Origin of the sequence: Cyanobium sp. Morenito 9A2, assembly GCF_024345575.1 — a bacterium.
Lineage (GTDB): Bacteria > Cyanobacteriota > Cyanobacteriia > PCC-6307 > Cyanobiaceae > ATX-6F1.
The window spans coordinates 85,152-110,821 of sequence record NZ_JAGQBJ010000006.1; the positions used below are offsets into that span (position 1 = coordinate 85,152).

24 protein-coding genes and 1 pseudogene are annotated in these 25,670 nt (G+C 69.0%); 9 read left to right on the forward strand and 16 right to left on the reverse strand.

Annotated elements, in window-relative coordinates:
• Positions 1-10 precede the first annotated feature (10 nt).
• Positions 11-1,456, forward strand: coding sequence for an isochorismate synthase (locus tag KBY88_RS09220; RefSeq protein WP_254939631.1), 1,446 nt, complete (start codon positions 11-13; stop codon positions 1,454-1,456).
• Here the strand turns inward: KBY88_RS09220 and gshB are convergent.
• Positions 1,428-2,405 (reverse strand): glutathione synthase, encoded by a 978-nt coding sequence (gene gshB, locus KBY88_RS09225; RefSeq protein WP_254939632.1) that lies wholly within the window; start codon positions 2,403-2,405, stop codon positions 1,428-1,430. The two genes, KBY88_RS09220 and gshB, sit on opposite strands and share 29 nt — an antisense overlap.
• A gap of 2 nt (positions 2,406-2,407) precedes the next feature.
• Positions 2,408-2,677, reverse strand: a complete 270-nt coding sequence (gene grxC, locus KBY88_RS09230) for a glutaredoxin 3 (RefSeq protein WP_254939633.1) — start codon at positions 2,675-2,677, stop codon at positions 2,408-2,410.
• An 83-nt stretch (positions 2,678-2,760) separates the two neighbouring features.
• Here grxC and prfB point away from each other — a divergent pair.
• The 6 genes from prfB to KBY88_RS09260 all read left to right on the forward strand — a co-directional run bounded on the left by prfB (position 2,761) and on the right by KBY88_RS09260 (position 6,632).
• Positions 2,761-3,886 (forward strand): peptide chain release factor 2 gene (gene prfB / locus KBY88_RS09235; protein ID WP_254939634.1). Its coding sequence is split into 2 segments (ribosomal slippage): positions 2,761-2,835 and positions 2,837-3,886, totalling 1,125 coding nucleotides; the frame shifts between segments, so codons are not numbered across the junction.
• Positions 3,887-3,893: 7 nt separating this feature from the next.
• A complete protein-coding gene (locus KBY88_RS09240; RefSeq protein WP_254939635.1) occupies positions 3,894-4,073 on the forward strand; it encodes a DUF3285 domain-containing protein in 180 nt (59 codons plus the stop codon).
• On the forward strand, positions 4,070-4,627 hold the full coding sequence (gene ybeY, locus KBY88_RS09245) for an rRNA maturation RNase YbeY (protein WP_254939636.1): 558 nt from the start codon (positions 4,070-4,072) through the stop codon (positions 4,625-4,627). Before KBY88_RS09240 ends, ybeY begins: the two co-directional genes overlap by 4 nt.
• Before the next feature lie 17 nt (positions 4,628-4,644).
• Positions 4,645-5,148, forward strand: coding sequence for a diacylglycerol kinase family protein (locus tag KBY88_RS09250; protein WP_254939637.1), 504 nt, complete (start codon positions 4,645-4,647; stop codon positions 5,146-5,148).
• A 38-nt stretch (positions 5,149-5,186) separates the two neighbouring features.
• Positions 5,187-5,804, forward strand: coding sequence for an anthranilate synthase component II (locus KBY88_RS09255; RefSeq protein WP_254939638.1), 618 nt, complete (start codon positions 5,187-5,189; stop codon positions 5,802-5,804).
• Between the two features lie 66 nt (positions 5,805-5,870).
• Entirely contained in the window at positions 5,871-6,632 is a 762-nt protein-coding gene (locus KBY88_RS09260) for an MBL fold metallo-hydrolase (protein WP_254939639.1), read from the forward strand.
• Here KBY88_RS09260 and KBY88_RS09265 read toward each other — a convergent pair.
• The 9 genes from KBY88_RS09265 to nadC all read right to left on the reverse strand — a co-directional run bounded on the left by KBY88_RS09265 (position 6,598) and on the right by nadC (position 17,404).
• Positions 6,598-7,758 carry a pyridoxal phosphate-dependent aminotransferase gene (locus KBY88_RS09265; protein WP_254939640.1) on the reverse strand — a complete coding sequence of 387 codons (1,161 nt, stop codon included), beginning with the start codon at positions 7,756-7,758 and terminating at the stop codon, positions 6,598-6,600. The genes KBY88_RS09260 and KBY88_RS09265 overlap by 35 nt on opposite strands.
• A complete protein-coding gene (gene argS, locus KBY88_RS09270; protein ID WP_254939641.1) occupies positions 7,758-9,569 on the reverse strand; it encodes an arginine--tRNA ligase in 1,812 nt (603 codons plus the stop codon). The genes KBY88_RS09265 and argS overlap by 1 nt, the downstream gene beginning before the upstream one ends.
• A 56-nt stretch (positions 9,570-9,625) precedes the next feature.
• The gene (locus tag KBY88_RS09275) at positions 9,626-11,845 is read right to left on the reverse strand and encodes a protein kinase domain-containing protein (protein ID WP_254939642.1); all 2,220 of its coding nucleotides are present in this window, start codon (positions 11,843-11,845) and stop codon (positions 9,626-9,628) included.
• A complete protein-coding gene (locus KBY88_RS09280; RefSeq protein WP_254939643.1) occupies positions 11,842-12,765 on the reverse strand; it encodes a PhnD/SsuA/transferrin family substrate-binding protein in 924 nt (307 codons plus the stop codon). The genes KBY88_RS09275 and KBY88_RS09280 overlap by 4 nt, the downstream gene beginning before the upstream one ends.
• Complete coding sequence (locus tag KBY88_RS09285; RefSeq protein ID WP_254939644.1) at positions 12,765-13,628, reverse strand: c-type heme family protein; 864 nt, start codon at positions 13,626-13,628, stop codon at positions 12,765-12,767. The genes KBY88_RS09280 and KBY88_RS09285 overlap by 1 nt, the downstream gene beginning before the upstream one ends.
• A 226-nt stretch (positions 13,629-13,854) precedes the next feature.
• Positions 13,855-15,033, reverse strand: coding sequence for a cyclophane-forming radical SAM/SPASM peptide maturase GrrM/OscB (gene grrM / locus KBY88_RS09290; RefSeq protein WP_254939645.1), 1,179 nt, complete (start codon positions 15,031-15,033; stop codon positions 13,855-13,857).
• Positions 15,030-15,494, reverse strand: coding sequence for a GrrA/OscA1 family cyclophane-containing rSAM-modified RiPP (grrA, locus tag KBY88_RS09295; protein WP_254939646.1), 465 nt, complete (start codon positions 15,492-15,494; stop codon positions 15,030-15,032). The genes grrM and grrA overlap by 4 nt, the downstream gene beginning before the upstream one ends.
• A gap of 32 nt (positions 15,495-15,526) precedes the next feature.
• Positions 15,527-16,441, reverse strand: a complete 915-nt coding sequence (gene grrP, locus KBY88_RS09300) for an extracellular substrate binding-like orphan protein GrrP (protein ID WP_254939647.1) — start codon at positions 16,439-16,441, stop codon at positions 15,527-15,529.
• Positions 16,442-16,531: 90 nt separating this feature from the next.
• Positions 16,532-17,404 (reverse strand): carboxylating nicotinate-nucleotide diphosphorylase, encoded by an 873-nt coding sequence (gene nadC, locus KBY88_RS09305; protein WP_254939648.1) that lies wholly within the window; start codon positions 17,402-17,404, stop codon positions 16,532-16,534.
• An 89-nt stretch (positions 17,405-17,493) separates the two neighbouring features.
• Here nadC and KBY88_RS09310 point away from each other — a divergent pair, with 89 nt between their 5' ends.
• Positions 17,494-18,360 (forward strand): dienelactone hydrolase family protein, encoded by an 867-nt coding sequence (locus tag KBY88_RS09310; RefSeq protein WP_254939649.1) that lies wholly within the window; start codon positions 17,494-17,496, stop codon positions 18,358-18,360.
• A 4-nt stretch (positions 18,361-18,364) separates the two neighbouring features.
• Here the strand turns inward: KBY88_RS09310 and mnmE are convergent, their stop codons facing one another.
• The 5 genes and pseudogenes from mnmE to KBY88_RS09330 form a co-directional block, all read right to left on the reverse strand.
• A complete protein-coding gene (mnmE, locus tag KBY88_RS09315; RefSeq protein WP_254939650.1) occupies positions 18,365-19,771 on the reverse strand; it encodes a tRNA uridine-5-carboxymethylaminomethyl(34) synthesis GTPase MnmE in 1,407 nt (468 codons plus the stop codon).
• Positions 19,772-19,840: 69 nt separating this feature from the next.
• Positions 19,841-20,023: a hypothetical protein gene (locus KBY88_RS09320; RefSeq protein WP_254939651.1), complete on the reverse strand. Its 183-nt coding sequence runs from the start codon at positions 20,021-20,023 to the stop codon at positions 19,841-19,843.
• Positions 20,024-20,098: 75 nt separating this feature from the next.
• Positions 20,099-21,067: pseudogene (locus tag KBY88_RS16400) on the reverse strand (protein adenylyltransferase SelO family protein).
• Positions 20,994-21,596 (reverse strand): protein adenylyltransferase SelO family protein, encoded by a 603-nt coding sequence (locus KBY88_RS16405; RefSeq protein ID WP_514130639.1) that lies wholly within the window; start codon positions 21,594-21,596, stop codon positions 20,994-20,996. The pseudogene KBY88_RS16400 and the gene KBY88_RS16405 overlap by 74 nt, the downstream one beginning before the upstream one ends.
• Positions 21,562-23,946, reverse strand: coding sequence for a RelA/SpoT family protein (locus KBY88_RS09330; RefSeq protein WP_254939652.1), 2,385 nt, complete (start codon positions 23,944-23,946; stop codon positions 21,562-21,564). The genes KBY88_RS16405 and KBY88_RS09330 overlap by 35 nt, the downstream gene beginning before the upstream one ends.
• Before the next feature lie 82 nt (positions 23,947-24,028).
• On the opposite strand from KBY88_RS09330, the gene KBY88_RS09335 reads away from it, so the two are divergent.
• Positions 24,029-25,669 (forward strand): dipeptide ABC transporter ATP-binding protein, encoded by a 1,641-nt coding sequence (locus KBY88_RS09335; RefSeq protein ID WP_254939653.1) that lies wholly within the window; start codon positions 24,029-24,031, stop codon positions 25,667-25,669.
• Position 25,670: the final 1 nt, after the last annotated feature.

Below are 25,670 nucleotides of genomic sequence, written 5' to 3' on the forward strand. Positions count from 1 at the left end.
AGCAGCCTTCATGGCCCCCTCCCCCAACCCGTTACCGGTGCAGGCCAGCCCTTCCTTCCCAGAACTGCTGGCGGCGGCGGCCCAGGGGGCCCGGCAGCTGGAGGAGGAAGGCGTTCTGAGTCTGGCGGTGCCCCTGGCGGAGCCCGAGGGCAGCCACCGGTGCGATCCCCTGGCCCTGCTGCCGCATCTGGGCGGCGGCGGCCAGGGTTTTCGCTTCCTCTGGGACGGGGCACCGGGGCTGAGTCTGGCCGCCAGCGGCAAGGCCCATCACCTGGAGCTGAGCGGCCCCCGGCGCTTCGAGCTGGCCCAGCGCTTCAGCGCCATCAGCCTCAGCCGCCTGGTGGCCCTCCCCCAAAGCTGCCCTCCCCTGGCACGGCCCCGGGTGCTGCTGGCCTTCTCCTTCTTCGACAGCCCCCTGCAAGAGCGCTCGGGCGTGCCGGGGGTGCAGGCGGTGCTGCCCCGCTGGCAACTGAGCCGCCAGGGACGCCACAGCTGGCTGCGGCTGCAACGCAGCCTCGGCGGCGCCGTCACCGCCCGCTCCGTCGCCGAGGAACTCTGGGAGGAGGCCCAGCGGCTCGCTGCCCTCCCCGCTGATCCGGAGGCCTGGGCCGAGCCGTCCTTGGGCCCGGGGGTGATTCGACGCTCTAGCTGGCAAGCGGGCTACCGGGGCGCCGTGGAGCGCGCCCTGGAGCTAGTGGAGGCAGGAGAGCTGCGCAAGCTTGTGCTGGCGGTGCGCCAGGACCTGGAGCTGGAGGAGCCCCTCGATCCCCTGCGCCTGCTGACCCAGCTGCGCCGGCGCCAGCCCGGCAGTTGCCGCTTCCTCTGGCAGCAGCGGCCGGGGGAAGCCCTGATCGGCGCCTCCCCCGAGCGGCTGCTGGCGGTGCGCCAGGGGCAGTTGCGCTGCGATGCCCTGGCGGGCACGGCGCCGATCGGATCGCCCCCAGGCCAGCTCACCGAATCCATCAAAGACCGCCATGAGCACGAGTTGGTGGTGGAGGCGATCACCCAGGTGCTGAGCGAGAGCGGCCTGACCCCCCGCCGACCCCGCCACCCGCGCCTGGCCCGCCACGGTCAGCTGCTGCATCTGCACACCCCGATCACCACCGATCTGGGCGGCCAGCAACCCCTGGCCCTGGCTGCCGCCCTCCATCCAACCCCGGCGGTGGCGGGCCTGCCCCGACGGGAGGCGATGGCCTGGCTGCGCAGCCTGGAGCCGTTTGAGCGCGGACATTACGCCGCCCCGATCGGCTGGATCGACAGCGAAGGGGACGCCGAATTGCGCGTAGCGATCCGCAGCGGCACCCTGCGGGGCCGGCGCCTGGAGCTCACCGCCGGCGCCGGCCTGGTGCGGGGCTCCGAACCCGAGCGCGAACTGCAGGAGGTGGCCCTGAAGCTGGGGGTCCTGCAGCAGCAGTTGAACCTGCCCGTCAGCCCGCGAGCAGCCGCTCCATGGTGAGATCGGCCAGGGGCACGCCCCCGAGCCGCTCAACCTCCCGCACCCCCGTAGGGCTGGTCACATTGATCTCGCTGAGGCGTCCATCGATCACATCGATGCCCACGAAGAACAGGCCCTCGCTGCGCAGGGCCGGTGCGAGTTCGGCGCAGATCTGACGCTCGCGCGGGCTCAGTTCCGTGGCCTCGGCGGCGCCCCCCACCGCCAGGTTGCTGCGGAACTCACCGGCGGCGGGGCGGCGGTTGATCGCCCCCAGGGGCTCCCCGTCCACCAAAAGGATGCGTTTGTCACCGGCGGTAACCGCCGGCAGGAACGCCTGGGCCATCACCGGCAGGGTTTGCTGCTGGGTCACCAGCTCCAGCAGCGCCCGCAGCCCGGGGGCCCCTGCGGCCGTGCGCACCACCCCCTGACCGGCCCGTCCCCCCAGGGGCTTGAGCACCACGTCCCCCTGCTCGGCGGCAAAGGCGGCCAACTGCTCCACTTGGGCGCTCACCAGGGTGGGCGCCATCAGGTGGCTGTAGCGCAAGGCACCCAGTTTTTCGTTCCAGGTGCGCTGGGCGGCGGGAGCGTTGAGCACGCGCACACCCTTGAGCACCGCCAGATCCAGCAGGTGGGTGGCATAGAGGAAGGCCTCATCCACCGGCGGGTCCTTGCGCATCCACACCCGCGGGAAATGGGTAAGGGACAACCAGGTGGGCTCCCCCAGGGTGCACCAGGGCTCGGGCAGCTCCCAGCCGTCGGCGGTGGGACGGATGGCGGCCAAGGTAATGGGCTGGGCGCGCACCAGCGGCTCCTGGCCTGAATCCCGACCTACGACGGAGAGGTCTGCCGGGGTGGCCACCCACACCTCCTGGCCGGCCCGCTGGGCCGCCTGCATCAGGGCGACGCTGCTGTCCTTGGTGGGGCGCAGGCGCTGAATCGGATCCAGCACGAAGAGTTGGAAGTCCGCCACGCTCAGGCGAGCAGAGCATCGAGCTGGCCGGAGCGCTCGAGGGCGAACAGGTCGTCGCAGCCGCCCACGTGGGTGCCGTCGATGAAGGTCTGGGGCACGCTGCGGCGCCCCCCGGCGCGCTCGGCCATGGCCGCCCGGGCAGCCGAATCGCCATCAATGGCGTACTCGGTGAAGACCACCCCCTTGAGGCTGAGCAGCGCCTTGGCCCGGATGCAGAACGGGCAGGTCCGCCAGGTGTAGATCTCGACCTTCGTCGTCTCTCCCGCCGCCATTGCGCCGTGCCGATTAGATGGAATCCTAAGAACGGTTCCAGCGGCGCGCTGGTACGGTCGTCCACACCGATTCCCGAACGCCGGTGCTCGATCTCACCGACTTCAAGCGCGACCTCTCCGAGCTCACCGACCGCCTGGGCCATGCCCAGGACTGCCTTTGACGTACCGGCCCTGACCGCCCGCCAGCGGGACCTTGAGCAGCTGGCCTCCCAACCGGCCTTCTGGGACGACCAGCAGCAGGCCCAGAAATCGATGCGCCAGCTCGATGAGGTGAAGGCCCAGCTGGAGCAGTTGCGGCAGTGGCAAGGCGCCGTCGATGACGGCCAGGCCACCCTGGAGCTCTACGCCCTCGAAGCCGACGACGACCTGCTCGCCGAGGCAAATGGCGGCCTCCAGAGCCTCAAGGCCGACCTGGATCGCTGGGAGCTGGAGCGTTTGCTCAGCGGCCCCTACGACAAGGAAGGCGCCGTCATCTCGATCAACGCCGGTGCCGGCGGCACCGATGCCCAGGACTGGGCGCTGATGCTGATGCGCATGTACACGCGCTGGGCCGAAGACCACGGCATGAAGGTGTCCGTGGATGAGCTCTCGGAAGGAGAGGAGGCGGGGATCAAGAGCTGCACGATCGAGATCGACGGGCGCTACGCCTACGGCTACCTGCGCAACGAAAAAGGCACCCATCGGCTCGTGCGCATTTCGCCGTTCAACGCCAACGACAAACGCCAGACCAGCTTCGCTGGTGTGGAGGTGATGCCCCAGATCGACCTGGACGTCAAACTCGACATCCCCGACAAGGACCTGGAAATCACCACCTCCCGCTCCGGCGGCGCCGGCGGCCAGAACGTCAACAAGGTGGAAACGGCGGTGCGCATCCTGCACATCCCCACAGGGCTGGCGGTGCGCTGCACCCAGGAGCGCTCCCAGCTGCAGAACAAAGAAAAGGCGATGGCGCTGCTGATGGCCAAGCTGCTGGTGATCGCCCAGGAGCAGCGCGCCGGAGAGATCGCCGACATCCGCGGTGACATCGTCGAGGCGGCCTGGGGCAACCAGATCCGTAACTACGTCTTTCACCCCTATCAGATGGTCAAGGACCTGCGCACGGCCGAGGAGACCACCGATGTGCAGGGGGTGATGGATGGCGATCTCGATCCGTTCATCCAGGCGCTGCTGCGCCAGGGTGTGGAGGTGGCGGCGGAAACGGCGGCCTGAGAGATCCATGACTGAACCCACCAGCCCTCAACCGGCCAGTGCGCCCCCCAGCTTCGTCAAGCTGGCCATGCGCAACATGGTGCGCAAGGGGCGCCAGAGCCTGCTGCACTTCGGCCTCACCGCCCTTGGGCTGATGGGCTTCCTTTTGCTGCTGGCCTGGCTGGGGCGGCCGATCGTGCACCAATGACCCTTCCCACCCCGTCCGATCCCGTGACCCTGCCCGATCTCGACCTGGCCTTCGCCGTCGAGGGCACGCTGGCGCCGGAGTTACTGGGCGCCGCCGGTGCCCTGGCCGACCCCCTGGAGGGGGCCGAGCGCTGGCACGGGCTGATCGGCGCCTGGTTGGCCCAGCTGAGCCCTGAACTGGCCGATGCCCTGCACGCGCCGGCCTACAGCCTCGGGTTGCAGCTCCTGGACGATGCCGCCATCGCCGAGCTCAACGCTGACTGGCGCCAGCAAAGCGGCCCCACCGACGTGCTCGCCTTCGCAGCCTTGGACGAGGCCGCCGGTGACGTGCCGCCCCTGCCCGTGGGCCCCGAGACAGGCGAGCTCGAACTGGGCGACATCGTGATCTCCCTGGAAACCGCTGCCCGCCAGGCCCCCGAGCACGGCCACAGCGTGGAGCAGGAACTGCGCTTCCTCGCCAGCCACGGCCTTCTGCACCTGCTGGGCTGGGACCACCCGGATGAGGCCAGCCTGGCGGCCATGCTTGCGCGCCAGGAGCGGTTGCTGACGGGCTGAACCCAGATAACGGCGGTATGGTTCAGCTCAGGAGTCTTGAGGCACTGCGCCGCGTGACCACCTTGTTGCCGCACGAACCCCCTACGACGATCCCCGCCCATTCCTCCGACGTGCACCGACGGGGGCGCAGCCTGCGGGTGGGGGCCTGGCGGGTGGCCGGCGATCTGCCCGCCAGCTTCCGCTACGCCGCCCAGGGGCTGGCCTACGGCTTCGCCAGCCAGCGCAACTTCCGCATTCATGTGATCACCGGTTTGGTGGTGTTCCTGCTGGGGCTGTGGCTGGGCCTGAGCACGGAGCGGCTGGCCGTGCTGGTGCTGACCGTGGCGGCGGTGCTGGTGCTGGAGTTGCTCAACACCGCCACCGAGTCGGTGGTGGACCTGGCCATCGGGCGCCAGTTCCACCCCCTGGCCCGCATCGCCAAGGACTGTGCCGCCGCCGCCGTGCTGGTGGCGTCACTGGCATCGATGCTGATTGCCTTGCTGCTGCTGATCCCGCCGCTCTGGGTCCGGCTCGGCCTTTGAATGGGTCCAGACAAGGGCCCCATGGCCGCTGAGGATTGATGCTGCTGGTGCTCGACAACTACGACAGCTTCACCTTCAATTTGGTGCAGTACCTCGGCGAGCTGGCGGCAGAGCATCCGATCGCGGCAGAGCTGCGGGTGGAGCGCAATGACGCCCTCAGCGTCCAAGACATCCGTGAACTGGCGCCCGCTGCGATCGTGATCTCGCCGGGCCCGGGCGATCCCAACCAGGCGGGGATCTGCCTTGAGGTGCTGCGGCAGCTGGGCACCAGCGTGCCGATCCTGGGGGTGTGCCTGGGCCACCAGTGCCTTGCCCAGGTGTTCGGCGGCCGGGTGGTGCGGGCGGCGGAGCTGATGCACGGCAAGACCTCCCCGGTCCGCCACGGAGGCCAGGGGGTGTTCAAGGGGTTGCCCGACCCACTCACCGCCACCCGCTACCACAGCCTGATCGCGGAGCGCGCCAGCCTCCCCGACTGCCTGGAGATCACCGCCTGGCTGGAGGACGGCACGATCATGGGCCTGCGGCACCGGGACCACCCCCACCTGGAGGGGGTGCAGTTCCACCCCGAGAGCGTGCTCACCGAAAGCGGCCATCAGTTGCTGGGCAATTTCCTGCGCCTGGCCTCCGCCACAGCCGCGACCGGATCGCCGGCCTGAACCCAGCCGGGGCAACGCTGCTAAGTTCGCGCCAGCCCAGGCGTCAGCGGGCGCCCCCCACCCCCCATGGCCCTTCCCCCCCTGTCCCTGCTGCGCCGCTGCGCGGGAGCCCTGGGCGGCACGTCGCTGGCGGCGACGGTGGCCCTCGGTGGTAGTCCCTGGCCCGCCGCCGCCCAGGCAGGCGGCGGCGTGAATGTCACCAGTTACGGCCACAGCGCCCTGCTGATCCAGGGCGGCGGCGCCACGGTGCTGATCAACCCTTTCAAAGCCGTGGCCTGCGCCGCAGGGCTCTCTGAGCCCCGCGTGAGCGCCGATGTGATCCTGGCCAGCAGCCGCTTGCTGGATGAAGGGGCGCCGGTGGCCCGTGGAAAGTTCCTGGTGAACCCAGGCTCCTACAAGGTGGCTGGCCTACGCATTGAAGGGGTCTCGGTTCCCCACGACCGCCTCGACGGTCGTCGCTTTGGCCCCTCCACTCTCTGGCGGTGGAAACAGGGGGGCCTGGAGATCGCCCACGTCGGGGGCACGGCGTCAGAACTGCGACCCGAAGACAAGGTGCTGCTCGGCCGCCCCGACCTGCTGATCATTGGTGTCGGCGGCGGAGCGAAGGTGTACGACGGCGCCGAGGCGGCGGCGGTGGTCAAGGAGTTGCAACCGCGCCGGGTGATCCCCGTGCAGTACGTGAGCGGCAAGACCCCAGCCGACTGCGACCAGGGCAGTGTCGAGCCCTTCCTGCAGGCCCTGGCGGGCACGCCCGTGAAGCGCGTCGGCCGCTCGGTGAGCCTGCCGGGCAAGCTCAGCGACGCCACCCAGGTGCTGGTGCTGCGCTGAGCCCATCGATCGCGGCATAGGCCGCCCAGAAGCGCTGCATCTGCTCAAGGGTGCCGAGGCTCACCCGCAGGGAGCCATCAATGAGGGGCTTGCCCGCCATCGAGCGCACCAGGATGCCGGCCTGGCGCAGCCGCTCCTCCACCCGGGCCGCTGGGGCCGTGGGCCAGATCAACAGGTAGTTGCCGCCTTCGGCGTGGTGCCGCACCCCGACCCGATTCAGTTGCTGCACCAACCAATCGCGGGCCCGCAGCACCTCGGCCACGTAGGCGTCCACGTAGGCAGAATCCGCCAGGGCCGCCCGGGCGGCGGTGACCGCGAAGCTGTTGATGTCGTAGGGGCCGGTGACGCGGCTGACCCGATCCACCACGGCGGCGGCTCCGATCGCGAAACCGATCCGCAGCCCGGCCAGACCGGCGGTTTTGGCCAGGGAGCGCAGCACCAGCAGATTGGGCAGCGCCGCGAAGGGATCACCGCCAACGCCCGCCGCCCGCAGCAGCTGCGGCAGCACGCTGTCACCGGTGAAGGCCTCGTAGAGCTCATCGACCACCACCAGGGTGCCGGGGGCCAAACGCGCCAGCTCCAGAATCCGCTCCGGCGCCAGACGCGTGCCGGTGGGGTTGTTGGGGTTGCAGATCAGCAGCAGCCGGGGCCCGGCCGCCAGGGCCAGCTGGATCGCCTCCAGCGGAAAGGCGAAGGCGGGGCCCTCGTAGGGGATCGCCTCGATCGCCATGCCCTGCATGCGGGCGCAGGGGCTGTAGTAGCCGAAGGTGGGGCTGGTGGTGAGAAGGGTGTCGCCCGGGGCGCCGTAGGCCTGAAAGAGCGCATGGATGGCGGCGTCGGCGCCGTTGAACAGGCCCACCTGGGCGGGCACGAGACCTTTCGCTGGCGACGGTCCCGCCGGCAAGCCAGCTTCTGAGTTCAGTGAGGCCACCACCGCCTCCCGCAGGCCGTCGTACTCCGGGTAGATGGCGTAGTGATCGGCGGGGATGGCGCGGATCGCCTCCACCACCGCCGGGCTGGGGCCCACGGTGTTCTCGTTGAAATCCAGCCGCAGCAACCCCCGGCGTCCCTCCAGCGGCGCGGAGTAGGCCGTTAGCGATTCCACCTCGGGGCGCGCATTCACCATCACATCCGATCGAGGGTGGGAATGCCCAGCAGGCCCAGGCCCAGTCTGAGCGTGTCGGCGGTGAGGCGGCAGAGGGCCAGGCGCGAGGCTCTGGCGGGCCCATTGGCCTTGAGCACCGGCACCTGGTCGTAGAAGCGGTTGAAGATCTGCGAGAGCTCAAACAAGTAGGCGCAGAGCCGGTTCGGCAGCAGCTCCTCCTCCACCTCGACGATCACCGCATCGAACTGCAGCAGCTGGCGGGCCAGGGCCCACTCCTGGGGCTGATCGAACACCAGCGGGTCCTGGGCTGGGGCCTCCAGGGCGCCGCCCTTGCGGGCGATCCCCTGGATGCGCACGAACGCATAGAGCAGATAGGGGGCCGTGTTGCCCTGCAGAGCCAGCATCCGATCGAAGCTGAACTGGTAGTTGGTGCCACGGTTGGTGCTCAGATCGGCGTACTTCACCGCCGCGTGGCCCACGGTGGTGGCCCCATGGGCGATGAAGGCCTCATCCTCGCTGCGGTCCTCCTCCGCCAGACGCCGGCGCAGGTCGGCTTCGGCGCGCTCCACCGCCTCATCCAGGAGGTCCTTGAGCCGCACGGTGTCACCGGAGCGGGTCTTGAGTTTCTTGCCGTCCTCGCCCTGCACCAGCCCGAAGGGCACGTGCTCCAGCCGGCCGCCTTCAGGGATCCAGCCGGCCCGCCCCGCCACCTGGAAGACGGCGGCGAAGTGGCTGGCCTGGCCCGCATCGGTCACGTAGATCACCCGGCCGGCGCCATCGCCTGAGGGGGGAACGGCGAAGCGATAGCGGATCGCCGCCAGGTCGGTGGTGGCGTAATTGAAGCCGCCGTCGCTCTTGCGAACGATCAGGGGCAGGGGCTGGCCGTCCTTGCCCTTGATGCCCTCAAGGAACACACAGCCGGCGCCGTCGTCGATCACCAGCAACCCGGTGGCCTCCAGATCGGCCACCACCGCCGCCAGATAGGGGTTGTAGAACGATTCGCCGCGCTCGCTCAGGTGGATGTCGAGGCGGTCGTAGATCGCCTGGAACTCCCGGCGGCTCTGCTCGCACAGCAGGCCCCAGGCCTTGAGCGACACCGGGTCGCCCCCCTGCAGCTTCACCACCTCCTCGCGGGCGGCGGCCTGGAAGACCTCGTCGTCGTCGAAGCGCCTCTTGGCCTCGCGGTAAAAGGCCACCAGATCGCCCAGATCGACCGCATCGGCCGTGGTGAGGGTTTCCGGAGCCACCTGCTTGAGGTGGGTGATCAGCATCCCGAACTGGGTTCCCCAGTCGCCCACGTGGTTGAGGCGAAGCACCGGATGGCCGCGGAACTCCAGCACCCGTGCCAGGGCGTCGCCGATGATCGTGGAGCGCAGGTGCCCCACGTGCATCTCCTTGGCGATGTTGGGGCTGGAGAAATCCACGATCACCGGCGCAGCAGAGCCCCCACCTGGGGCCTGGGCCCGCTCCACCCCCAGCCGGGGATCCCCCAGCCGCGCCGCCAGCTCCGCCGCCAGCCGTTCGGGGCGCAGGGTGAGGTTGATGAACCCGGGGCCGGCGATCTGCGGCTCCAGGCAGAGCTCGGCAAAGGCGGCATCGACCGTCAGTTGCCGAGCGATGGCGGTGGCGATGGCGCGAGGCGACTGGCCGAGGCCCCTGGCCAGGGCCAGGGCACCATTGGCCTGGAAATCACCGAACTCGGGCTTGCTGGCCGGGGCCAACTGGGGGTCCAGGGGCTGCCCGGAGGCCGCCGCCGGTTCGGCTGCCTCCGGATAGGCCCGAGTGATCGCCTCCTGCAGCTGCTGGGTCAGCGTCTGGGCGATGCGCAACATGGGCGGAGTGGGCCGAGACGGCGCGGGTTGTTGCCTGCGATCATCCCGCGCCGCCCTCAGGAGGCCCGCAGCACCCGCAGGGCGAACTCGGAGAGCACGGAATCACTGACGCCGTAGGAGCGCAGGCGCTCAAGGGTGGCCCCCAACCGATCGCCCTCGGGCAGACCCCGCACCGATTCGAAGATGCGCTCCCCCATCGGTCCGACCACATCGAGCAGGGCGCTGCGCAGCGCCCGCAGCGAGACCACCAAGGGGGTGGAGGCCTGGGCTGGTTCCGCTGGCGGCGCTGCCTGGGACGGCTGGGGCGATGCGGATGGTGATGGCTGTGGTTGTTGTGGCAGTGGTTGTGGCGGCAGTGGTGGATCAGGGGCCATGGCCTGCTCCGCCAACACCCGAGCGATCACCGCCTCCGGCACGAAAGAACGCCGCAGCAGTGCGGCGGCGGCAACGGGGTCCTCCACCAGAGCGCGCTCCAGCATCGCGCTCCAGACCACCTCAGCCACCGGTCCGATCTCCCGGCGCAGGGCAACCAACGCCGGCGGGTCGGACCAGCCGACCCCATGGGGACGCTCAACGACCTGGGAAGGTCCTGGATCCGCCAGAGCCGACACGCCGGCCGCCCGCAGCTGCAGCAACGCCCCATCCACATCGTCTGCCCCCAATCCCGCTGCGATCAGCCGGGCCCGGATCGCCCCCTCCTCATGGTCCAGCAGGGTGGTGGACCAGCTCTCCAGCAACAACTCGACCACTGGGCCGTAGTGCTGGGTGAGCGCCTCGATCAGCAACCGCTTCGGGCCCAGGATCGTGGCCGCCGGCGGTTCGCTCTCGATGGCGCCCGAGGCCGCACTGGCTGTGGCCGAACGGGAAGCGGCCGCCCGGGACCGGGGCGGCGCTGGGGGTGCAGGGCCAGCGAACAGGCGCAGGGCTGCGGCCACGTCCTGCAGACGGCGCCCCTGGGCTTCCTCCAGCAGGGGAAGCAGCCGTGAGGCCAGGGAGGACTCCAGTGCCTCGAGGTTCCAGGTGCCCTGCACCTGGTCATAGAGATCGCGGGGCTCCTGGCCCGTGGCCAGCACCAGGGCCGTCACCCCGAGGGCGAAAAGATCGCTCCCCGGCCAGAGACGGGCGAAGCGCACCAGTTCAGGAGCACGGAAAAACGTGTGATCGGCCCGGTCCCGCTCCCGCTGCAACAGCGAAGCGGGCAAGACCTCTTCCAGCAGACGGGGGTCCAGCGGGCGGTGACCGGAGGTCGCCAGACGCGCCTTCATCAGGGCGAAGTCCACCAGAATGAGCTGGCCGGTCTTCGCTGAGAGGATCAGGTTGGCGGGGTTGATGTCGCCATGGATCACCCCAGCCCCATGGGCCGCCTCGAGGGTGTCGAGCACTTGCCGCACCAGATCGCCGACCCGCTCCGGCCGGCCCAGATACTCGAGTGACCCCCGCAGCGACGGCCCCGCGATGTACTCCTGAAGCAGGCAGAACCAGCCCTCACGGGCATAGGCGTCGATGAAGCGAGGAATGCGGGGGTGACGCAGGCGCTCCAGGCAGGCCGCCTCAAGCTCAAACCGTGCCAGGAACTCCGTGGCAACGGGGAACAACTTGAACACCGCCAGGCGGTCCCGGCGGCTGTCCCGCACCAGGAAACTGGAATGGCCACCGGAGCGGCTCAGGCCCCGTTCCGGCCGGTAGGAGCTGCCCTCCAACAGGCGCTCCAGCAGATCCGGTGCCTGGGGGTTGGACGCCTCCTGATCACCGGACTCACGCCAGCGAAAGGCCTCGGCCGTGATCCTGTAGCAGACCATCGGCCTGCGAAAGCCGTGCAGGTTGACGTTGCCGATCAACTCGGCGCAGTTCCTGAAGCGATCGTCGATGATCTCGAAGGTGGATTGCACGAAGGCCACCCCATTGGCCGGGCTGATGGTCTGCAGCCGCGAAGCCAGATGCACCCCCTGGCCCAGGATGTCGTCGCCGTCGGCATAGATTTCGCCGGTGTGCAGACCGAAGCGGTGCTGCAGGCTGCGTTGGCCTCGCTTGCTGAGCAGCAGCGACACCTCCTGCACGAATTCGAGCGCCTGACTGGGGGCGTCAAAGGTGGCCAGCAGACCATCCCCCAGCGTCTTGACCAAGCTGCCGCCATGGCGCTGAAGCTGCTCCTGCAGGAAGGCCAGATCCTCCTGGATGTGCTGAATCGCGATCAGTTCATCGGCAAAAATGCGCTCCGAGGAGTCGACCACGTCGCTGAAGACGACGACCTTGAGGTGGCGTCGGCTGGTGCTCATCGCGGCACCGGGGCGGGTCTGGCCGCGGGGTAGGCCGCACCGTTGGTGGGCAGACTCCAGCTCTCCACGGTCCGAACGATGCGCTGCAACGGCATCATCCGCTGGGAGTCAGGAATCGTCGAGGCGTCATAGCCCAGAAAGGACGGCAACTGGGAAGCGCTGCCATCGAGCGTCGCCAGAAAGACGGCCAGCGAACCCTCATCCAGCCCCCGGCGCACCACGAGGGCACCGGGCGGCTGGCGATGGGCATCGCGGTGCAGCACGCGGCTCCCCGGCTGCGGCAGGCTTCGGCGACTGTCCCAGGCGATGGCGTCCAGGTCACCGCGGCCCAGGGCGCCGGCCAGTTCCTCGAAGGTGAGGCCATAGACAACTTTGGCGAGCCTCAACCCGTGCAGGTTGTAGAGGGGGAGATAAAAACCCAGCAATGACCCCCGGGGCAGCAGCCCCAGACGTCGCCCCTCCAGATCGTCCAGCTGGAGGACGGAGGAACCCATGCCGACGATCAAGCCGCGGGGGGGCGCCTCCCGGCCCAGGACCCGCACGGCCCGGTACTGTCCCCCGGCCAGGGCGAAAGCCGTCAGAGCCGGAGGCAGAAAGGCCACATCCCAACGGCCGCGCTCCAGGTGGCGGCGGCCCAGTTCCGGGGAGCGCACGGGCTCCAGCGCCAGCTCGCAGCGACTGGCCTTGGTGAGCACCTGACGCAGGGGCGGCAGTTGGGCCTCCTGCAGCCGAGCAGCCGCCACCGTCCCTCCCCCTTCGCCCTCGGCCACCAGACCAATGGCGAGGGGGCCGTCGCTACCACAGAGGTGAAAGCGGGTCGAATCGGTGCTGCCTCGGCAGGCCACCACCAAGCCCAGCACCACAACGCTGGCAACAACGGCTGCCGCGACACGGCCTGAACCGCGACAGTCGCCGGCCATCAGGGCTGGCGATCCTTGAGCATCTGCATCGAAATCACCAGACTTTGTTTCATTCGCTCGAAGCTTCGTGCCAACAAGCCGATTTCATCGGCACGCCTGCGCTCACCGAACTCGACCGTGCCTGGAGTGACACTGGCCTCATCAGCCTTGAGGCTCATGGCACGCATGGGGCGAAGGATCAGGCGTTTGAGCACCGCGTTGGTGACCAGTCCCACCAATGTGAACGCAACGATGATCAGCCCCGAAGTGATGACCAGGGATTGATGACGTGCATTCTCGATCTCCTCGATTGGCACTGTCACAATTTGGGCGCCAACAATCTCATCAAGTCCCCATCCAAAACCATTGCTGTTGCCATAGGTGAGCAGCTGACTCTTGGGAGCCCGTTCAGGGGTTGAATGGCAGACCAGACAGCTCGCCTTGGTGATGCGAATTGGTTTGGCGACGTAGTGAAAGGTGCCCAGGGCCATGGTGCGGTTACCGGAGAGCACCTTCAGGGAAGGATCGGCCTTGAAGGCTTCCACGATCTGGGTCTCTTCGCCATCAGCTTTATCCTTGAGATTCGTAGGGTTAAGGGTGGCTTCGCGGTAGGAAAAGGACTGATAGGCAGGGTTCGAGCGCAGATAGGAGAACACACTGGTGGCGGCGTAACTCGGCACCGCCTCAGGCCTGAACTCCGTGCCTTGATCGTTCAGGGGCGCCACGATCGGATTCACCTGACGGCTGGTGTACTCACGGACCGCAAGCATGCTGTCCATGAAGAATTGGGACTGCCGCTCGATCTGTGCCGAGGCCTGGGCGGAAAAGATGACATGAAGCAGCACCCCCGCCACCAGGGTTGCGGCGACGAAGATCAAGGCCAAGGTCAACGACAACTGCCGAGCCAAGGGGAGGCTGCCGTCTGCTTTCAGGAACCGGGAAAAAATCGACGGCCTTGTCATGACTCCAGCTGGGGAGCTCTTCCGCACGGCATGGCGCCGATTGACCCCTGATCCATGGTGGGAGTGTATCGGCTTGGCCTGCGGGAAGCCAGTCGATCAACGTCGCCTCAGCCCACCGCCAGCGGAGGGCAGCAACGGCGGCCATCGCTCAGGCCGTGAGTTCCAACAACTGCTCAAGTCCTGAGAGCACCACATCGGCCGTGAGCTTGATCCGATAACGACAGGCCTGGGTTTCCGTGCAATCGAAACTGCCGTGCTCCCAGTATTTGTTGCTGCCGGCGCCGCCGCCGCAGAGGCCGAAGTAGGCACACTCACTCCGGCAGCGATCAATCCCGGCGCGCATGTCACGGTGGATGCGTTGGAACTTGGCACTGGCCGCAATCGACTCCAGGCTGTCGTGGAGCACATTCCCCAGAACAAAGTCGCCGTAGGTGTCGGTTTCCACCGCCAGCAATTCTGGATCGAAGGTGGAAATCGAGCCGCGGGCGTCGACGTTCACGATCGCGAAGGGGTGGGTCATGTCGGATTGCTCCAGCCGGGCATCCGCCTCAACCAGGCTGCAGATGCCCTCGAACTCCCGCACCCGCATCAGCTCGGGCCGCTCCCGCCAGAGCTCCCAGAACCGTTGCAGGAAAGATTGATAGGCCACCTCGGCATGGGGCCGACTCAAGGTCGAGACCCGGTTCTCCCCCTCCGTCTCCTCCATGTTGAAGGCCACATCGGTGATGCCGTTGTCCAAGAAGAAGGCGAACATCGCCTCGGCATGGCCCAGGGCCTCTTCGGTGATCACAGCGATCACCTGGAAGGGGATCCCCCTGCGGCGCAGGTGCTCGATGCCACGCAGGGTGGCGGCGTGGGTGCCCAGACCCGTACGCGTCCGGCGGTGGACGTCATGGAGAAAAGCCGGCCCATCCATGCTCACCCCTACAGAGATGCCATTGCGCTCGAAGCAGTCGCACCAGGCCTCGTTGATCAAGGTGGCGTTGGTCTGCACCGACTGATGGATCGACAGCGGCTCCCCCTCCCCCTGCCAACGCCCCAAGGCTTCGCGGATGCGCACAGTGGCCTCGTCGAAGAAGGCGATCGGCACGGTGAGTGGCTCGCCCGCATGCCAGAGCAGGGTGAAATCACCCCTGACATAGGGGCTCTCAAGCACCCGCACCAGGGCCGCCTCAAGGATCTCCAGGGGCAGGCGCTGGCGGTCGTTGCGGTTGGGAAGGTAGCAGTAGTCGCAGTCGAGATTGCAGTAGGGGGTGGGCTGCACCACCAGGAGCTGCAAGGGCCCGAACCCTTCGGGGTTGCCCGGGGACGTGGCGGCTGGGGTCACCAGTAATTACGGAAGCCGCCGTTGCGGAAACCGCCGCCGTTCAGGAAGCCCCCATTGCGGAAACCACCGTTGCCCCAACCACCGTTGCGGAAGCCGCCGTTGCCGAAGCCACCGTTGCGGAAGCCGCCATTGCCCCAGCCAATGCCGCGCCCGCCGCCGTTCGCGAACACGAAAGCAAGGCGGCCATCGGGGCCTGCCGCGCCCGTGTCGAGCCCCGCCTGCTCACCGACCCGCTCCCGCAGGGCGGCCGAGAGTCGGCTCAGACGGGCATCGACCGAGCCTGGGGCGCTCTCCCCTTCAGGAATCGTCCGCGCCGAAGACGGTGAGACCAACTCGGCCAATGCCGTGGCTCCAGCGCCGGAGGGGGCCAGGGCGGCAAGCAGGAGCAGGAAGCCGAACAGGCCGGAGCGGGAGAAAATCGCCATCGGGGTGCCGCCAGGGGAAAGGACGAAACGAAACAAGTGGGCGCCGCCGGAGGGCGGAAGCGCATCGGTCAGCGGGGCGACGCCCCGGAAGGTGATCCAAGGATGAGGCCTTCGCGGCTCAGCAGCACGGCTTGAAAGAACGCGCGCACCCGATCGGTGGGCACCGCGAGCACGCCCTTCGGCCCAAGCCAGGCGTCCACGCTGGCCACGGCCTCGGGGCGACCCTCCAGATAGCCCTGGAAGAGCCCCGCGATCGCCAGGTTGACCACGTTCAGCACGGTGGAATTGTTTTCCGGCACGATGCAGCCCACCCCGTAGGTCAGGTAGGGGGTCTCTGGCACGAGCGCCAGGCCGTTGATCCGGCGCTGCTGGCGCAGCCCGGCCAGCACGTTGGAATCACCCAACACCCCTGCCACCTTGTTCTGCTCCAGGGCGGTCACCGCCAGGGCGACGGTGGGGAAGCTCACCGCCCGGGCCTTGGGTTGCAAACCCGTCAAGGCATCTTGACCGATGGAACCTTCCACCACGGCGATGGAACGGCCGGCCAGGGAGGCTGGGGAACCATCAAGGGTGCCGCTGCGGCTGAGCAACCTGAGGCCGGAAAGGCCGATGGGCAGGGAGAAGTCCACCACCCGGTCCCGCTCCCAGCTGAAGGGCACCCCGCAGGCCAATGCGGCCTTCCCACTGGCCACGGCCTCCACCATCGCGGCGGCGTTGTCGACGGGAACAAAACGGATCTGCACCTGACGGCCCAGTTCGGCCTTGAGCTGGCGGTCGATGCGGCGGGCCACATCAACGGCATAGCCCTCCGGTTCACCTTTCGCCCCCAGACGGATGAACGGAGGGATGTCGGAGGGTCCGACCATCAACACCTCGCCGGTCTTGGCCACCTGCTCCAGCACGGATTCGGCGGCGGCAGGAGCCGGCAGCAGAGCGCCCAGGGGCACAACGGCGCCCAGCGCTCCCAGGAGGAGGGCGCGCAAGCGGCTGGGGACAGAAGGACCCACGGTCACGACCCTGAGGAATGGGACGAATCTAGGACCCGGCTCCAGTGGCTTCGGCGCCTGGGCCGCTCAGGGCAAGACCACGAAGCGCATGCTCAGATCCAACCAGGAGCTGCGGGTGATCGGGGCGCTGGTGGAAATCAAATCAATGCCGGTGCTGGCATAGATCTGCAGCTGCTCGGGCTGAACGCCGGACGCTTCCAGCACCACCAACGGAGCCAGGGTCCGCAGCTGCGGCACCAGGGCCGCGAGGGCTTCGGGAAGAAATTCATCGAGCAGCACTCCATCGGCACCCGCACGCACGGCCGCCTCAGCCTCGGCAGCCGTCTCCGCCTCGACGATCACCCGCGCCGGCCAGGGGGCCGAGGCGCGCACGCTCACCAGGGCCCGCTCCAAGCCTCCGGCCCAGGCCAGGTGGTTTTCCTTGAGCATGGCGGCGTCATCGAGGCCGAGGCGGTGGTTGTGGCCACCCCCGCAGCGCACGGCGTACTTCTCGAGCAGCCGCAGCCCCGGGGTGGTCTTGCGCGTGTCCACCAGGCGGACACCACTGCCGGCAAGCTGGGCCACTAGGGCCGCCGTGGCGGTGGCGATGCCCGAGAGCCGCATGGCCAGGTTCAAGGCCGTGCGCTCGCCGGCCACCAGGGCCGCCGCGCTGCCCTCCAGCTCCAGCAAGCGCTCTCCTTCGTTGACCGGGGCGCCATCGGCCACCAGCACCTCCACCCGCACGGCCGGATCCAGGAGCCGAAACAGCGGCTCCGCCAGCACACCGCCGCAGAAGATCCCCGGCTGTTTGGCGATCCAGATGGCCTGGCCCCGAGCTCCCGCCAACGCCGGCGCCGTCAGATCGCCCCTGCCGATGTCCTCGGTCAGCCAGCCGCGTAGGCGCTCGCTCAGGCCTGGGTCGGTGAGAGGGCTGTTTTGGGTGGGAGATCCTGGGGGCATGGTCGGGGGCGGCACCGCCGCGGACCGGGGGCGCGGAAGCAGCGCTGGAGGACATTGTCGACCAGACTGACCCAGCTCCAACCAGCCCCATGGGATCCCCTGTGAACGGTTCCGGTTTCACGTTCAACCTGCGGCGCCGACAGGTCCTGGTGGCGGGCTTGGCCACCGGGTTCGCCGTCGCCGCCGGGCCGATCACGGCGGCGACGATCACCACACCGGCCCATGGGTTGCTGGCGGGCTTCGTGAGCGTGCCGGCGGGAGATCGCTCGATTCCCGCCTACCGCGCCCAGCCGGCCAAGGGCCAGCGCCACCCGGTGGTGCTGGTGGTGCAGGAGATCTTCGGCGTGCATGCCCACATCCAGGACGTCTGCCGCCGCCTGGCCCGCCTGGGCTACGTGGCGATCGCCCCCAGCCTCTACGAACGCCAGGGGGACGTGAGCCAGCTTCCCGACATCCCCTCGATCCTGCCGGTGGTGGCCCAGGTGCCGGATGCCCAGGTGCTGGCCGATCTCGATGCCACGGTGGCCTGGGCCGAGGGCCAGGGCGGCGACACCAGCCGGCTGGGGATCACGGGCTTCTGCTGGGGCGGGCGGATCACCTGGCTCTACGCCGCCCACAACCCCCGGCTCAAGGCCGGTGTGGCCTGGTACGGCCGCCTGGTGGGCACGGCCACCCCGTTGCAACCACGCTTTCCGATCGACCTGGCCGCTGAACTCAAGGCCCCCGTGCTGGGGCTCTATGCCGGCGACGACGACGGCATCCCCCTGGACTCAGTGCAGCGCATGCAGGCGGCGCTGAAGGCGGCCGGCAGCCCCAGCCGGATCGAGGTGTTCCCGGGGGCGCCCCACGGCTTCCATGCCGATTACCGCCCCACCTTCCGGGCAGAGGCGGCGGCGGCGGGTTGGCAGCGGCTGCAGGCCTGGTTCAAGGCCCACGGGGTGGCGCCGGCGGTGTGACCACCTACTTGCCGATGCAGAAGCGGGAAAACACCCGATCGAGCATGGCCTCGTTCACCTCCGCGCCGGTGATCGCCCCGAGGCTGCGCAGCGCCTGGCGCAGGTCGATGGTCCAGAAGTCCCAGGGGAGGGCCTGATCAGCGGCCTCCAGGGAGCGCCCCAGCGCCACGGCCGCTTCGGCGGCCAGGTCCCGCTGCCGCTGGTTGAGGGCCACCTCCAGCCCCGGACCGAGGCTGGCCCCGCAGCACTCCAGCAGGGCCGCCGCCAGGGCTTCAAGCCCTTCCGCGGCCAACGCACTGATGGCCACGTGGTTGGGTTTGGATCCGGCCGGCACGCCGACGTCCGCGGCGGCAGGGGGCAGCGCATCGGCCTTGTTGCCCACCAGCAGCAGCGGCACCCCCGCGGGCACCAACTCCCGCAGGGCGGCGTCAGCGTCGCCCCAGCCCTCGCGGAGATCGAACAGCAGCAGCACCGCATCGGCGGCCGCCAGGGCGGCGCAGCTGCGCTCGATCCCCAGCTGTTCGACCCGATCGTCAGTGGGGCGGATGCCGGCGGTGTCCAGCAGGGTGAGCGGTACGCCGCGCAACACCAGTTCGCTCTCCACCAGATCGCGGGTGGTGCCGGGCAGGTCGGCGACGATCGCGCGCGCGCTGCCGCTGAGGGCATTGAGCAGGCTGGATTTGCCCACGTTCGGGCGACCGATGATCGCCACCTTCAACCCCTCCCTCAGCACCCGGCCCTGGGCGGCCTCGGCCACCAGGGCGAGGAGTTCCGCCCGCACGGCCGCCAGCTCCATGGCAACGGCATCGACCTCGAGGGGCGGCAGGTCGTCCTCGAAATCCACCCGCGCCTCCAGCTCCGCCAACTGATCCAGTAGGCGGGCGCGCAGGGCGCCGATGCGCCGCTCCAGGCCGCCATCAAGGCCCGCCAGGGCCAGCTGGGCCGCCCGGCGGCTGCGGGCTGTGATCAGTTCGCTGATCGCCTCGGCACGGGTGAGATCGAGGCGACCGTTCAGGAAGGCCCGCTGGCTGAACTCCCCGGGCAAAGCCCGGCGGGCCCCCGCGGCCAGCACCTGCTCCAGCACCCGGGCCACCGCCACCAAGCCTCCGTGGCAGTGGAACTCCACCACGTCTTCGCGGGTGAAGCTGCGCGGGGCGCGCATTAACAACAAGAGGGCCTCATCGAGCCGCTCGCCGCTGCCTGGATCAATCACGTGGCCGTAGAGCACCCGGTGGCTCTCCCACTCCTGGCTTCCGGGGGCCGCAAACAAGGCCCGGGCGATCGGCTCAGCCCGGGGCCCTGAAACCCGCACGATCGCCACACTGCCCGCCCCCGGTGCCACGGCGGTAGCCACCGCAGCGATGGTCTCGACAGCGGTCGTGGCGGTGGCGATGGTGCCCTGGGGAATCAACTGCGTTGCTGGGCCGGAGCGCTCCAGTTTCGGCTGCCGCTGGGCGGGCGGCGGCGCCGGATCCGTACCTCAAGAGGGGGAAGGACAGAGCACCAGATCGATCTCAGGGCCGCTGGGGTGGCGCCACTCGCGGAACTCCGCCTCCAGGGCTCGGCCATCCGCCCCTTGCTGGCGTCGATGCAGATGCTCAAGGCGGAGATGCACCAGATCGAGGGTGTCATCGAGCAGGGCGGCGGCTTGCTCAGAGGTCATGGGCATCGACTCCTGAAAAGGGTTGAGCTTGTCTAGCCAGCGCATCCAGGTGCTGATGTGACCAAAAGCACGGCTTCAGGGGGTCGACACCTGGGCCAGCCAGGCCCGCAGGGGCTGCCAGTCGTCGCGGCGATCGATCGCCTCCCAGATCCGCTCGATCATCGGGCGCACCGGTGTTTCCACGAGATTCCAGCGCTGGGCGCAGGCCGGCACCCGCGCCTGCTGCTCCGCCGGCAGGGCCTGGGCCTGGATCCACCAGGCGTCGCGCCAGGCCAGCCAGGCCTCGCGAGGAGGCTCAGGGGCACCGGCCACGAACGGCGTCAGGGCCTCCGGCTCGGGCGGCACACCCCCTTGGGCCAGCCGCAAGGCGAGGGCGGAAAAGAAGTCGCCGTAGGCCACAGGCCAAACGGCCAGGAGCTGCAGGGTGAGGCGCACCGGATCGGGGAGGTCCACCCCCTGCCGGGACCCGATGGCCTCGGCCTCGAAGCCGAGGCGCCGCAGGAGCCGGGCGCGGTAGTGGCTGTCGTAGGCGGGGGCGAAGCGCTCCAGGCGCGCCTCCAGCTCGGCGCGGGGCAGCAGCAGCGCCAGGGGTTCCTGCAAGAGCCGCAGGTTGTGGTGGCAGGTCAGAGGCTGGCGGCCATACGCATAGAGGCCGCTGTGGTCGAAGGAGGCGGCGGTGAAGCCGGGATCCCAGGTCTTCAGGAAGGCGAAGGGGCCGTAATCGAAGCTTTCCCCCGCCAGTGACATGTTGTCGGTGTTGAGCACCCCGTGGGTGAAGCCCGCCACCATCCACTCGGCCGCCAGCCGCGCCACCCGCTCCACCAGCTCGCCATAGAAGGCGAGCAGCTGCGGTTCGGAGCCCGCGGGGCCGGCGGCCGGATGGGCCCGGGCCAGGTGCGGGTAGTAGACCGCCACCCCATGGCGCAGGAGCCGTTCCAATTACTGGGGCTGACCCAGATGCAGCAGGCGCTCACAGGTGCCGAAACGCAGGTGGGTGCGCGCCAGGCGCACCATCACCGCGCTGCGGGTGGGGGGAAGGCTCATCGCCGCGCCAGAGGTCTTCGCCCGTTTCCACCAACGAAAGGGTGCGGCTGGTGGTCACCCCGAGGCGGTGCAGGGCTTCACTGGCGATGATCTCGCGCACGCCGCCCTTGAGGGTGAGCCGTCCGTCGCCGCCCCGGCTCCAGGGGGTGGTGCCGGAGCCCTTGGCGCCCAGGTCCTGCAGGTCGCCCTGGCGGTCGCGCAGCTGGCCGTAAAGAAAGCCGCGGCCATCGCCGAGGAAGGGGTTGTAGGTGCCGAACTGGTAGCCGTGGTAGCGCAGGGCCAGCAGGGGTGTCCGCGCCTCGAAGCGTCCATAGGCCTCCTCCACATCGGCGTCACTGACGGCAACGGGATCGAGCCCCAGCTGCTCCAGCAGGGCATCGTTGCGAAAGCGCAGGGTCGTGCGCGGAAAACGGGCCGCCTCCACCACATCCCAGTAAGCCGAGCCCAAGGTTTCGATCGAGGGCTCGAAGGGGAGGGCGAGGAGGGGGTTGCCCTCAACCAATGCCGGTGCGGCAGAGATCGAGCACATCGGCCATGGAGCGGATCTGATCGATGGTGGTGCCCAGCTGGGCGGCGCTGGTGAGCTCCACGCGCAGGTCGATGCGTGCCGGTTTGCCGGGGTTGGTGCGCACGCGCGCGTCGCAGACGTTGATGCGGCTGTCGGAGAGGCGAGTGAGGATGTCTTTGAGCACCCCGACGCGATCGAGCACCTCGATGCGCAGCTGCACCGGGTACCGGCGGCGCTGGGGATCCCCCAACGGATTCCAACGCACGGGCAGCCGGCGCTCCACGGGCACCTGGCCGATGTTGGGGCAGTCCTGGCGATGGATGGTGATGCCGTGGTTGCCCAGGGCGACCGTGCCCAGGATCGCTTCCCCGGGCAGGGGGCTGCAGCAACCGCCGATGCGGTATTCGAGCCCCTCGAGGCCAAGGATCGGACTGCTCCCTGTGGCCTCGCCCACCGCCGGGGAACTCTCCGCCTGGACCGACACCGCGCGGGCCAGTTCCTCGTTGCTGAGCACCGGGGCGGCGGCGGCAGTCGCCAGCCGGATCTCCTCCCGCAGCCGGTTGACCACCTGCTGAAGGGTGACCCCCCCGAAGCCCAGGGACGCCAGCAGGTCTTCGGTGCCGATGAGGTTGCAACGGCGCGCCACCTTGGCCAGGGCAGGTCCGTTGAGCAGGGCGTCGAAGCCCTCACGGCCAAGTTCGCGCTCCAGCAGGTCCCGGCCCCGAAGGATGTTCTCCTCCCGGTGGCTGCGCTTGTACCAGTGGCGAATGCGGTTGCGCGCCGTGGGCGTGGCGACGAAATTCAGCCAATCGAGGCTGGGGTGGGCGGCCTTGGCGGTGAGGATCTGCACGAAGTCGCCGTTCTGGAGCGGCGTAGCCAGGGGACAAAGCCGGTCGTTGATGCGCACCCCCTGGCAGTGGTTGCCCACCTCCGAGTGGATCCGATAGGCGAAATCCACCGCCGTGGAGCCCTTGCGCAACCCCACCACATCGCCGGTGGGGGTGAACACGAACACCTCCTCATCGAACAGGTCCTCCTTGATCGAAGCCAGGTAGTCGCTGCTGTCGGCGCCACCGTCGTCCTTCTGCCAATCCACCAGCTGCCGCAGCCAGTTGAAGCGTTCGGTGTCACCGGCGGCGGGGGAGCCCCCCTCCTTGTACTTCCAGTGGGCGGCGATGCCGTACTCGGCCACCTGGTGCATCTCGGCGGTGCGGATCTGCACCTCGATCGGCCGGTGGCGACCGATCACCGCCGTGTGCAGGGATTGGTAACCGTTGGGCTTGGGCAGGCCGATGTAATCCTTGAAGCGGCCGGGAATCGGGCGGAAAGTGTCGTGCACCACGGCGAGGGCGCGATAACAGGCCTCGTCGCTGGGGGTCAGGATCCGCAGGGCGGCCACGTCGTAGATCTCATGAAAGGCCTTCTGCTGGCGCTGCATCTTGCTCCAGATGCCGTAGAGGTGCTTGGGGCGGCCACTCACCTCACAGGTGCTGAGGCCGACCGCCGCCAACCGATCGCGCAGCAACTGAACGGTGACCCCCAGCCGATCCTCCCGGTCGCTGCGCTTGCTGGCCACCTGCTGCTGGATCTCGCGGAAGGCCTCGGGTTCGAGCACCTTGAAGGCCAGATCCTCCAGTTCCCACTTCAGCCGGCCAATCCCGAGGCGGTTGGCCAGGGGGCCGTAGATCTCCCGGGTTTCGCGGGCAATGCGCTGCTGCTTTTCGGGGGCCAGGGCACTGATCGTGCGCATGTTGTGCAGCCGGTCGGCCAGCTTCACCAGCACCACCCGGATGTCGCTGGCCATGGCCAGGAACATGCGCCGCAGGTTCTCCGCCTGGGCCTCGGTGCGGTTGGTGAAATGGATGCCCCCCAGCTTGGTGACCCCCTCCACCAAGGCGCGGACCTCTGATCCGAACTGTTCCTCCAACCGCTCCGGGGTGACGTCGGTGTCCTCGACCACATCGTGGAGAAAGCCGGCGGCGATCACACAGGGGCTGGCACCGATGTCCCGAAGCAGATCGGCAACCGCCACCGGGTGAACGATGTAGGGCTCGCCGCTAGCCCGCCTCTGACCATCGTGGAGCTGGTAGGCGAAGTCGAAGGCACTGGCAAGCAGCCGTTGATTCGCGGCGGCGTGGGGGCTGGTTGGGACCAGCGAAGATCCCTTGGCCGTTGGGCCAGACTCGGCTGAGACGGCGGCAGAGAGTGGTGCCTGCGCCTGCTCCAAGGCGCTGCGCAACCAGTCCGGCAGGGGAATCGCGTAGGCCTCAGGCGCTCGAAAGGTTCGGCCGCAGGACGGCTCGGGCAGCCATTCCGCCGGTTCGTCTTCTTCGGTGACGTCAACAACCGTGGCCTGGGCCGCCTCGAGCATTCCACCCTGCGGATGCAGCCATCGTATTCAGCTGCCGAAACAAATGGCCGTGTGTGCGCTTCCCGGCATCCAAGCTGGGGGGATGGCCAGCGCCCCGAACTCCGATCCGGTGCTCCAGATCCGTGATCTGGTGGTGCACTACCCGTCTTCCGCCGGCACGGGGCGGGAGCAGATGGCCCCCACCCTCGATGGCCTCACCCTCGGCCTGGCTCGCGGCGAGCGGCTGGCCCTGGTGGGCCCATCGGGCTGCGGCAAGAGCACCGTGGCCAGGGCCGTGCTGCAGCTGCTGCCGCCCGGGAGTCGCTGCGAAGGGGAGTTGCGGCTGGCGGGCCACGATCCGCGTCAGCTCAGCCAGGGAGCCCTGCGCCGACTGCGGGGCGAGGCAGTGGGGCTGGTCTTCCAAGACCCCATGACCCGCCTGAACCCCCTGCTCACGGTGGGCGAGCACCTCAGCGACACCCTGGTCGCCCACCGTCCCCTCTGGAAACGGCGCCAGCGCCGGGAACGCGCCCAGGAGCTGCTGGCGCGCGTGGGCATCGAGCCGGAGCGCTACGGCAGCTATCCCCATGAGTTCAGCGGTGGCATGCGCCAGCGGCTGGCGATGGCCCTGGCCATGGCCCTGGAGCCGCCGCTGGTGATTGCCGATGAACCCACCACCAGCTTGGACGTGGCCGTGGCCGCCCAGGTGATGGCCGAACTCAGCCGCCTCTGCCAGGAGGTGGGTAGCGCCCTGCTGCTGATCAGCCACGACCTGGCCCTCGCAGGCCGCTGGTGCGAACGCATCGCCGTGCTTGATGGGGGGCAACTGGTGGAGGAGGCCCCCGCAAGACAACTGCTGACACGGCCTGGGGCCCCCCTGAGCCAGCGGCTGGTGGCGGCCGCCCGGGCCCGCGAGGGCACCCCCACTCCGGCCCCGAGCGCCACGCCGCTGCTGCTGGAACTGGAGAACCTGCGCTGCTGGCACCCGCTGCCGTCGCTGCCCTGGCAGGGGCGCTGGCTCAAGGCTGTCGACGGGGTGAGCCTGCAGGTGCGCGAAGGGGAAACCCTCGGGGTGGTGGGGGCCTCCGGCTGCGGCAAGAGCACCCTCTGCCGGGCACTGATGGGGCTGACTCCGGTGCGCGGCGGCTCGGTGCGCCTGCAGGGCCAGGAGCTGCTGGCCCTACGGGGCCGCCAGCGCCAGCGGGCGCGGCGCCGGATTCAGATGGTTTTTCAAGACCCCCTGGCCTGCTTGAACCCCGCCATGGCCGTGGGCGAAGCGATTGCTGATCCGCTGCTGATCCATGGCCTGGCGAAGCGCGCCGAAGCACGGGCCCGGGCGCGGGAGCAGCTGGCCGCCGTGGGGCTCACACCGCCCGAGCACTACGAGCGTCGGCTGCCCCGGGAGCTCTCAGGGGGCCAGCAGCAGCGCGTGGCGATCGCCCGGGCCCTGGTGCTGGAACCCCGTGTGCTGCTCTGCGACGAGAGCGTGAGCATGCTCGATGCCGAGGTGCAGGCCGACGTGCTGGAGCTGCTGCGCGACCTTCAAACACGCCTGGGGCTGGCAATGGTGTTCGTCACCCACGATCTGGCCCTGGCCAGCGGTTTCTGCCAGCGGGTGATCGTGCTGGAGGGGGGGAAGATCGTGGAGCAGGGTCCCGGCGATCAACTGCTGGCCCATCCCCAGGCCGCCATCACCCAGCTCCTGGTGGAGGCTTGCCCCAGACTGCCGACATTGGCGTCCTGAT

Excerpts from the sequence above, each read along its gene's own strand:
- KBY88_RS09275 (WP_254939642.1), bottom strand. The coding sequence starts at position 11,845 with ATGAGCACCAGCCGACGCCACCTCAAGGTCGTCGTCTTCAGCGACGTG.
- KBY88_RS09255 (WP_254939638.1), top strand. The coding sequence starts at position 5,187 with ATGCTGCTGGTGCTCGACAACTACGACAGCTTCACCTTCAATTTGGTG.
- KBY88_RS09260 (WP_254939639.1), top strand. The coding sequence starts at position 5,871 with ATGGCCCTTCCCCCCCTGTCCCTGCTGCGCCGCTGCGCGGGAGCCCTG.
- KBY88_RS09250 (WP_254939637.1), top strand. The coding sequence starts at position 4,645 with ATGGTTCAGCTCAGGAGTCTTGAGGCACTGCGCCGCGTGACCACCTTG.
- ybeY (WP_254939636.1), top strand. The coding sequence starts at position 4,070 with ATGACCCTTCCCACCCCGTCCGATCCCGTGACCCTGCCCGATCTCGAC.
- KBY88_RS09310 (WP_254939649.1), top strand. The coding sequence starts at position 17,494 with ATGGGATCCCCTGTGAACGGTTCCGGTTTCACGTTCAACCTGCGGCGC.
- KBY88_RS09240 (WP_254939635.1), top strand. The coding sequence starts at position 3,894 with ATGACTGAACCCACCAGCCCTCAACCGGCCAGTGCGCCCCCCAGCTTC.
- nadC (WP_254939648.1), bottom strand. The coding sequence starts at position 17,404 with ATGCCCCCAGGATCTCCCACCCAAAACAGCCCTCTCACCGACCCAGGC.
- KBY88_RS09330 (WP_254939652.1), bottom strand. The coding sequence starts at position 23,946 with ATGCTCGAGGCGGCCCAGGCCACGGTTGTTGACGTCACCGAAGAAGAC.
- argS (WP_254939641.1), bottom strand. The coding sequence starts at position 9,569 with ATGTTGCGCATCGCCCAGACGCTGACCCAGCAGCTGCAGGAGGCGATC.
- KBY88_RS09335 (WP_254939653.1), top strand. The coding sequence starts at position 24,029 with ATGGCCAGCGCCCCGAACTCCGATCCGGTGCTCCAGATCCGTGATCTG.
- KBY88_RS16405 (WP_514130639.1), bottom strand. The coding sequence starts at position 21,596 with ATGTGCTCGATCTCTGCCGCACCGGCATTGGTTGAGGGCAACCCCCTC.
- KBY88_RS09265 (WP_254939640.1), bottom strand. The coding sequence starts at position 7,758 with ATGGTGAATGCGCGCCCCGAGGTGGAATCGCTAACGGCCTACTCCGCG.
- KBY88_RS09320 (WP_254939651.1), bottom strand. The coding sequence starts at position 20,023 with ATGACCTCTGAGCAAGCCGCCGCCCTGCTCGATGACACCCTCGATCTG.
- KBY88_RS09220 (WP_254939631.1), top strand. The coding sequence starts at position 11 with ATGGCCCCCTCCCCCAACCCGTTACCGGTGCAGGCCAGCCCTTCCTTC.
- grxC (WP_254939633.1), bottom strand. The coding sequence starts at position 2,677 with ATGGCGGCGGGAGAGACGACGAAGGTCGAGATCTACACCTGGCGGACC.
- KBY88_RS09280 (WP_254939643.1), bottom strand. The coding sequence starts at position 12,765 with ATGGCCGGCGACTGTCGCGGTTCAGGCCGTGTCGCGGCAGCCGTTGTT.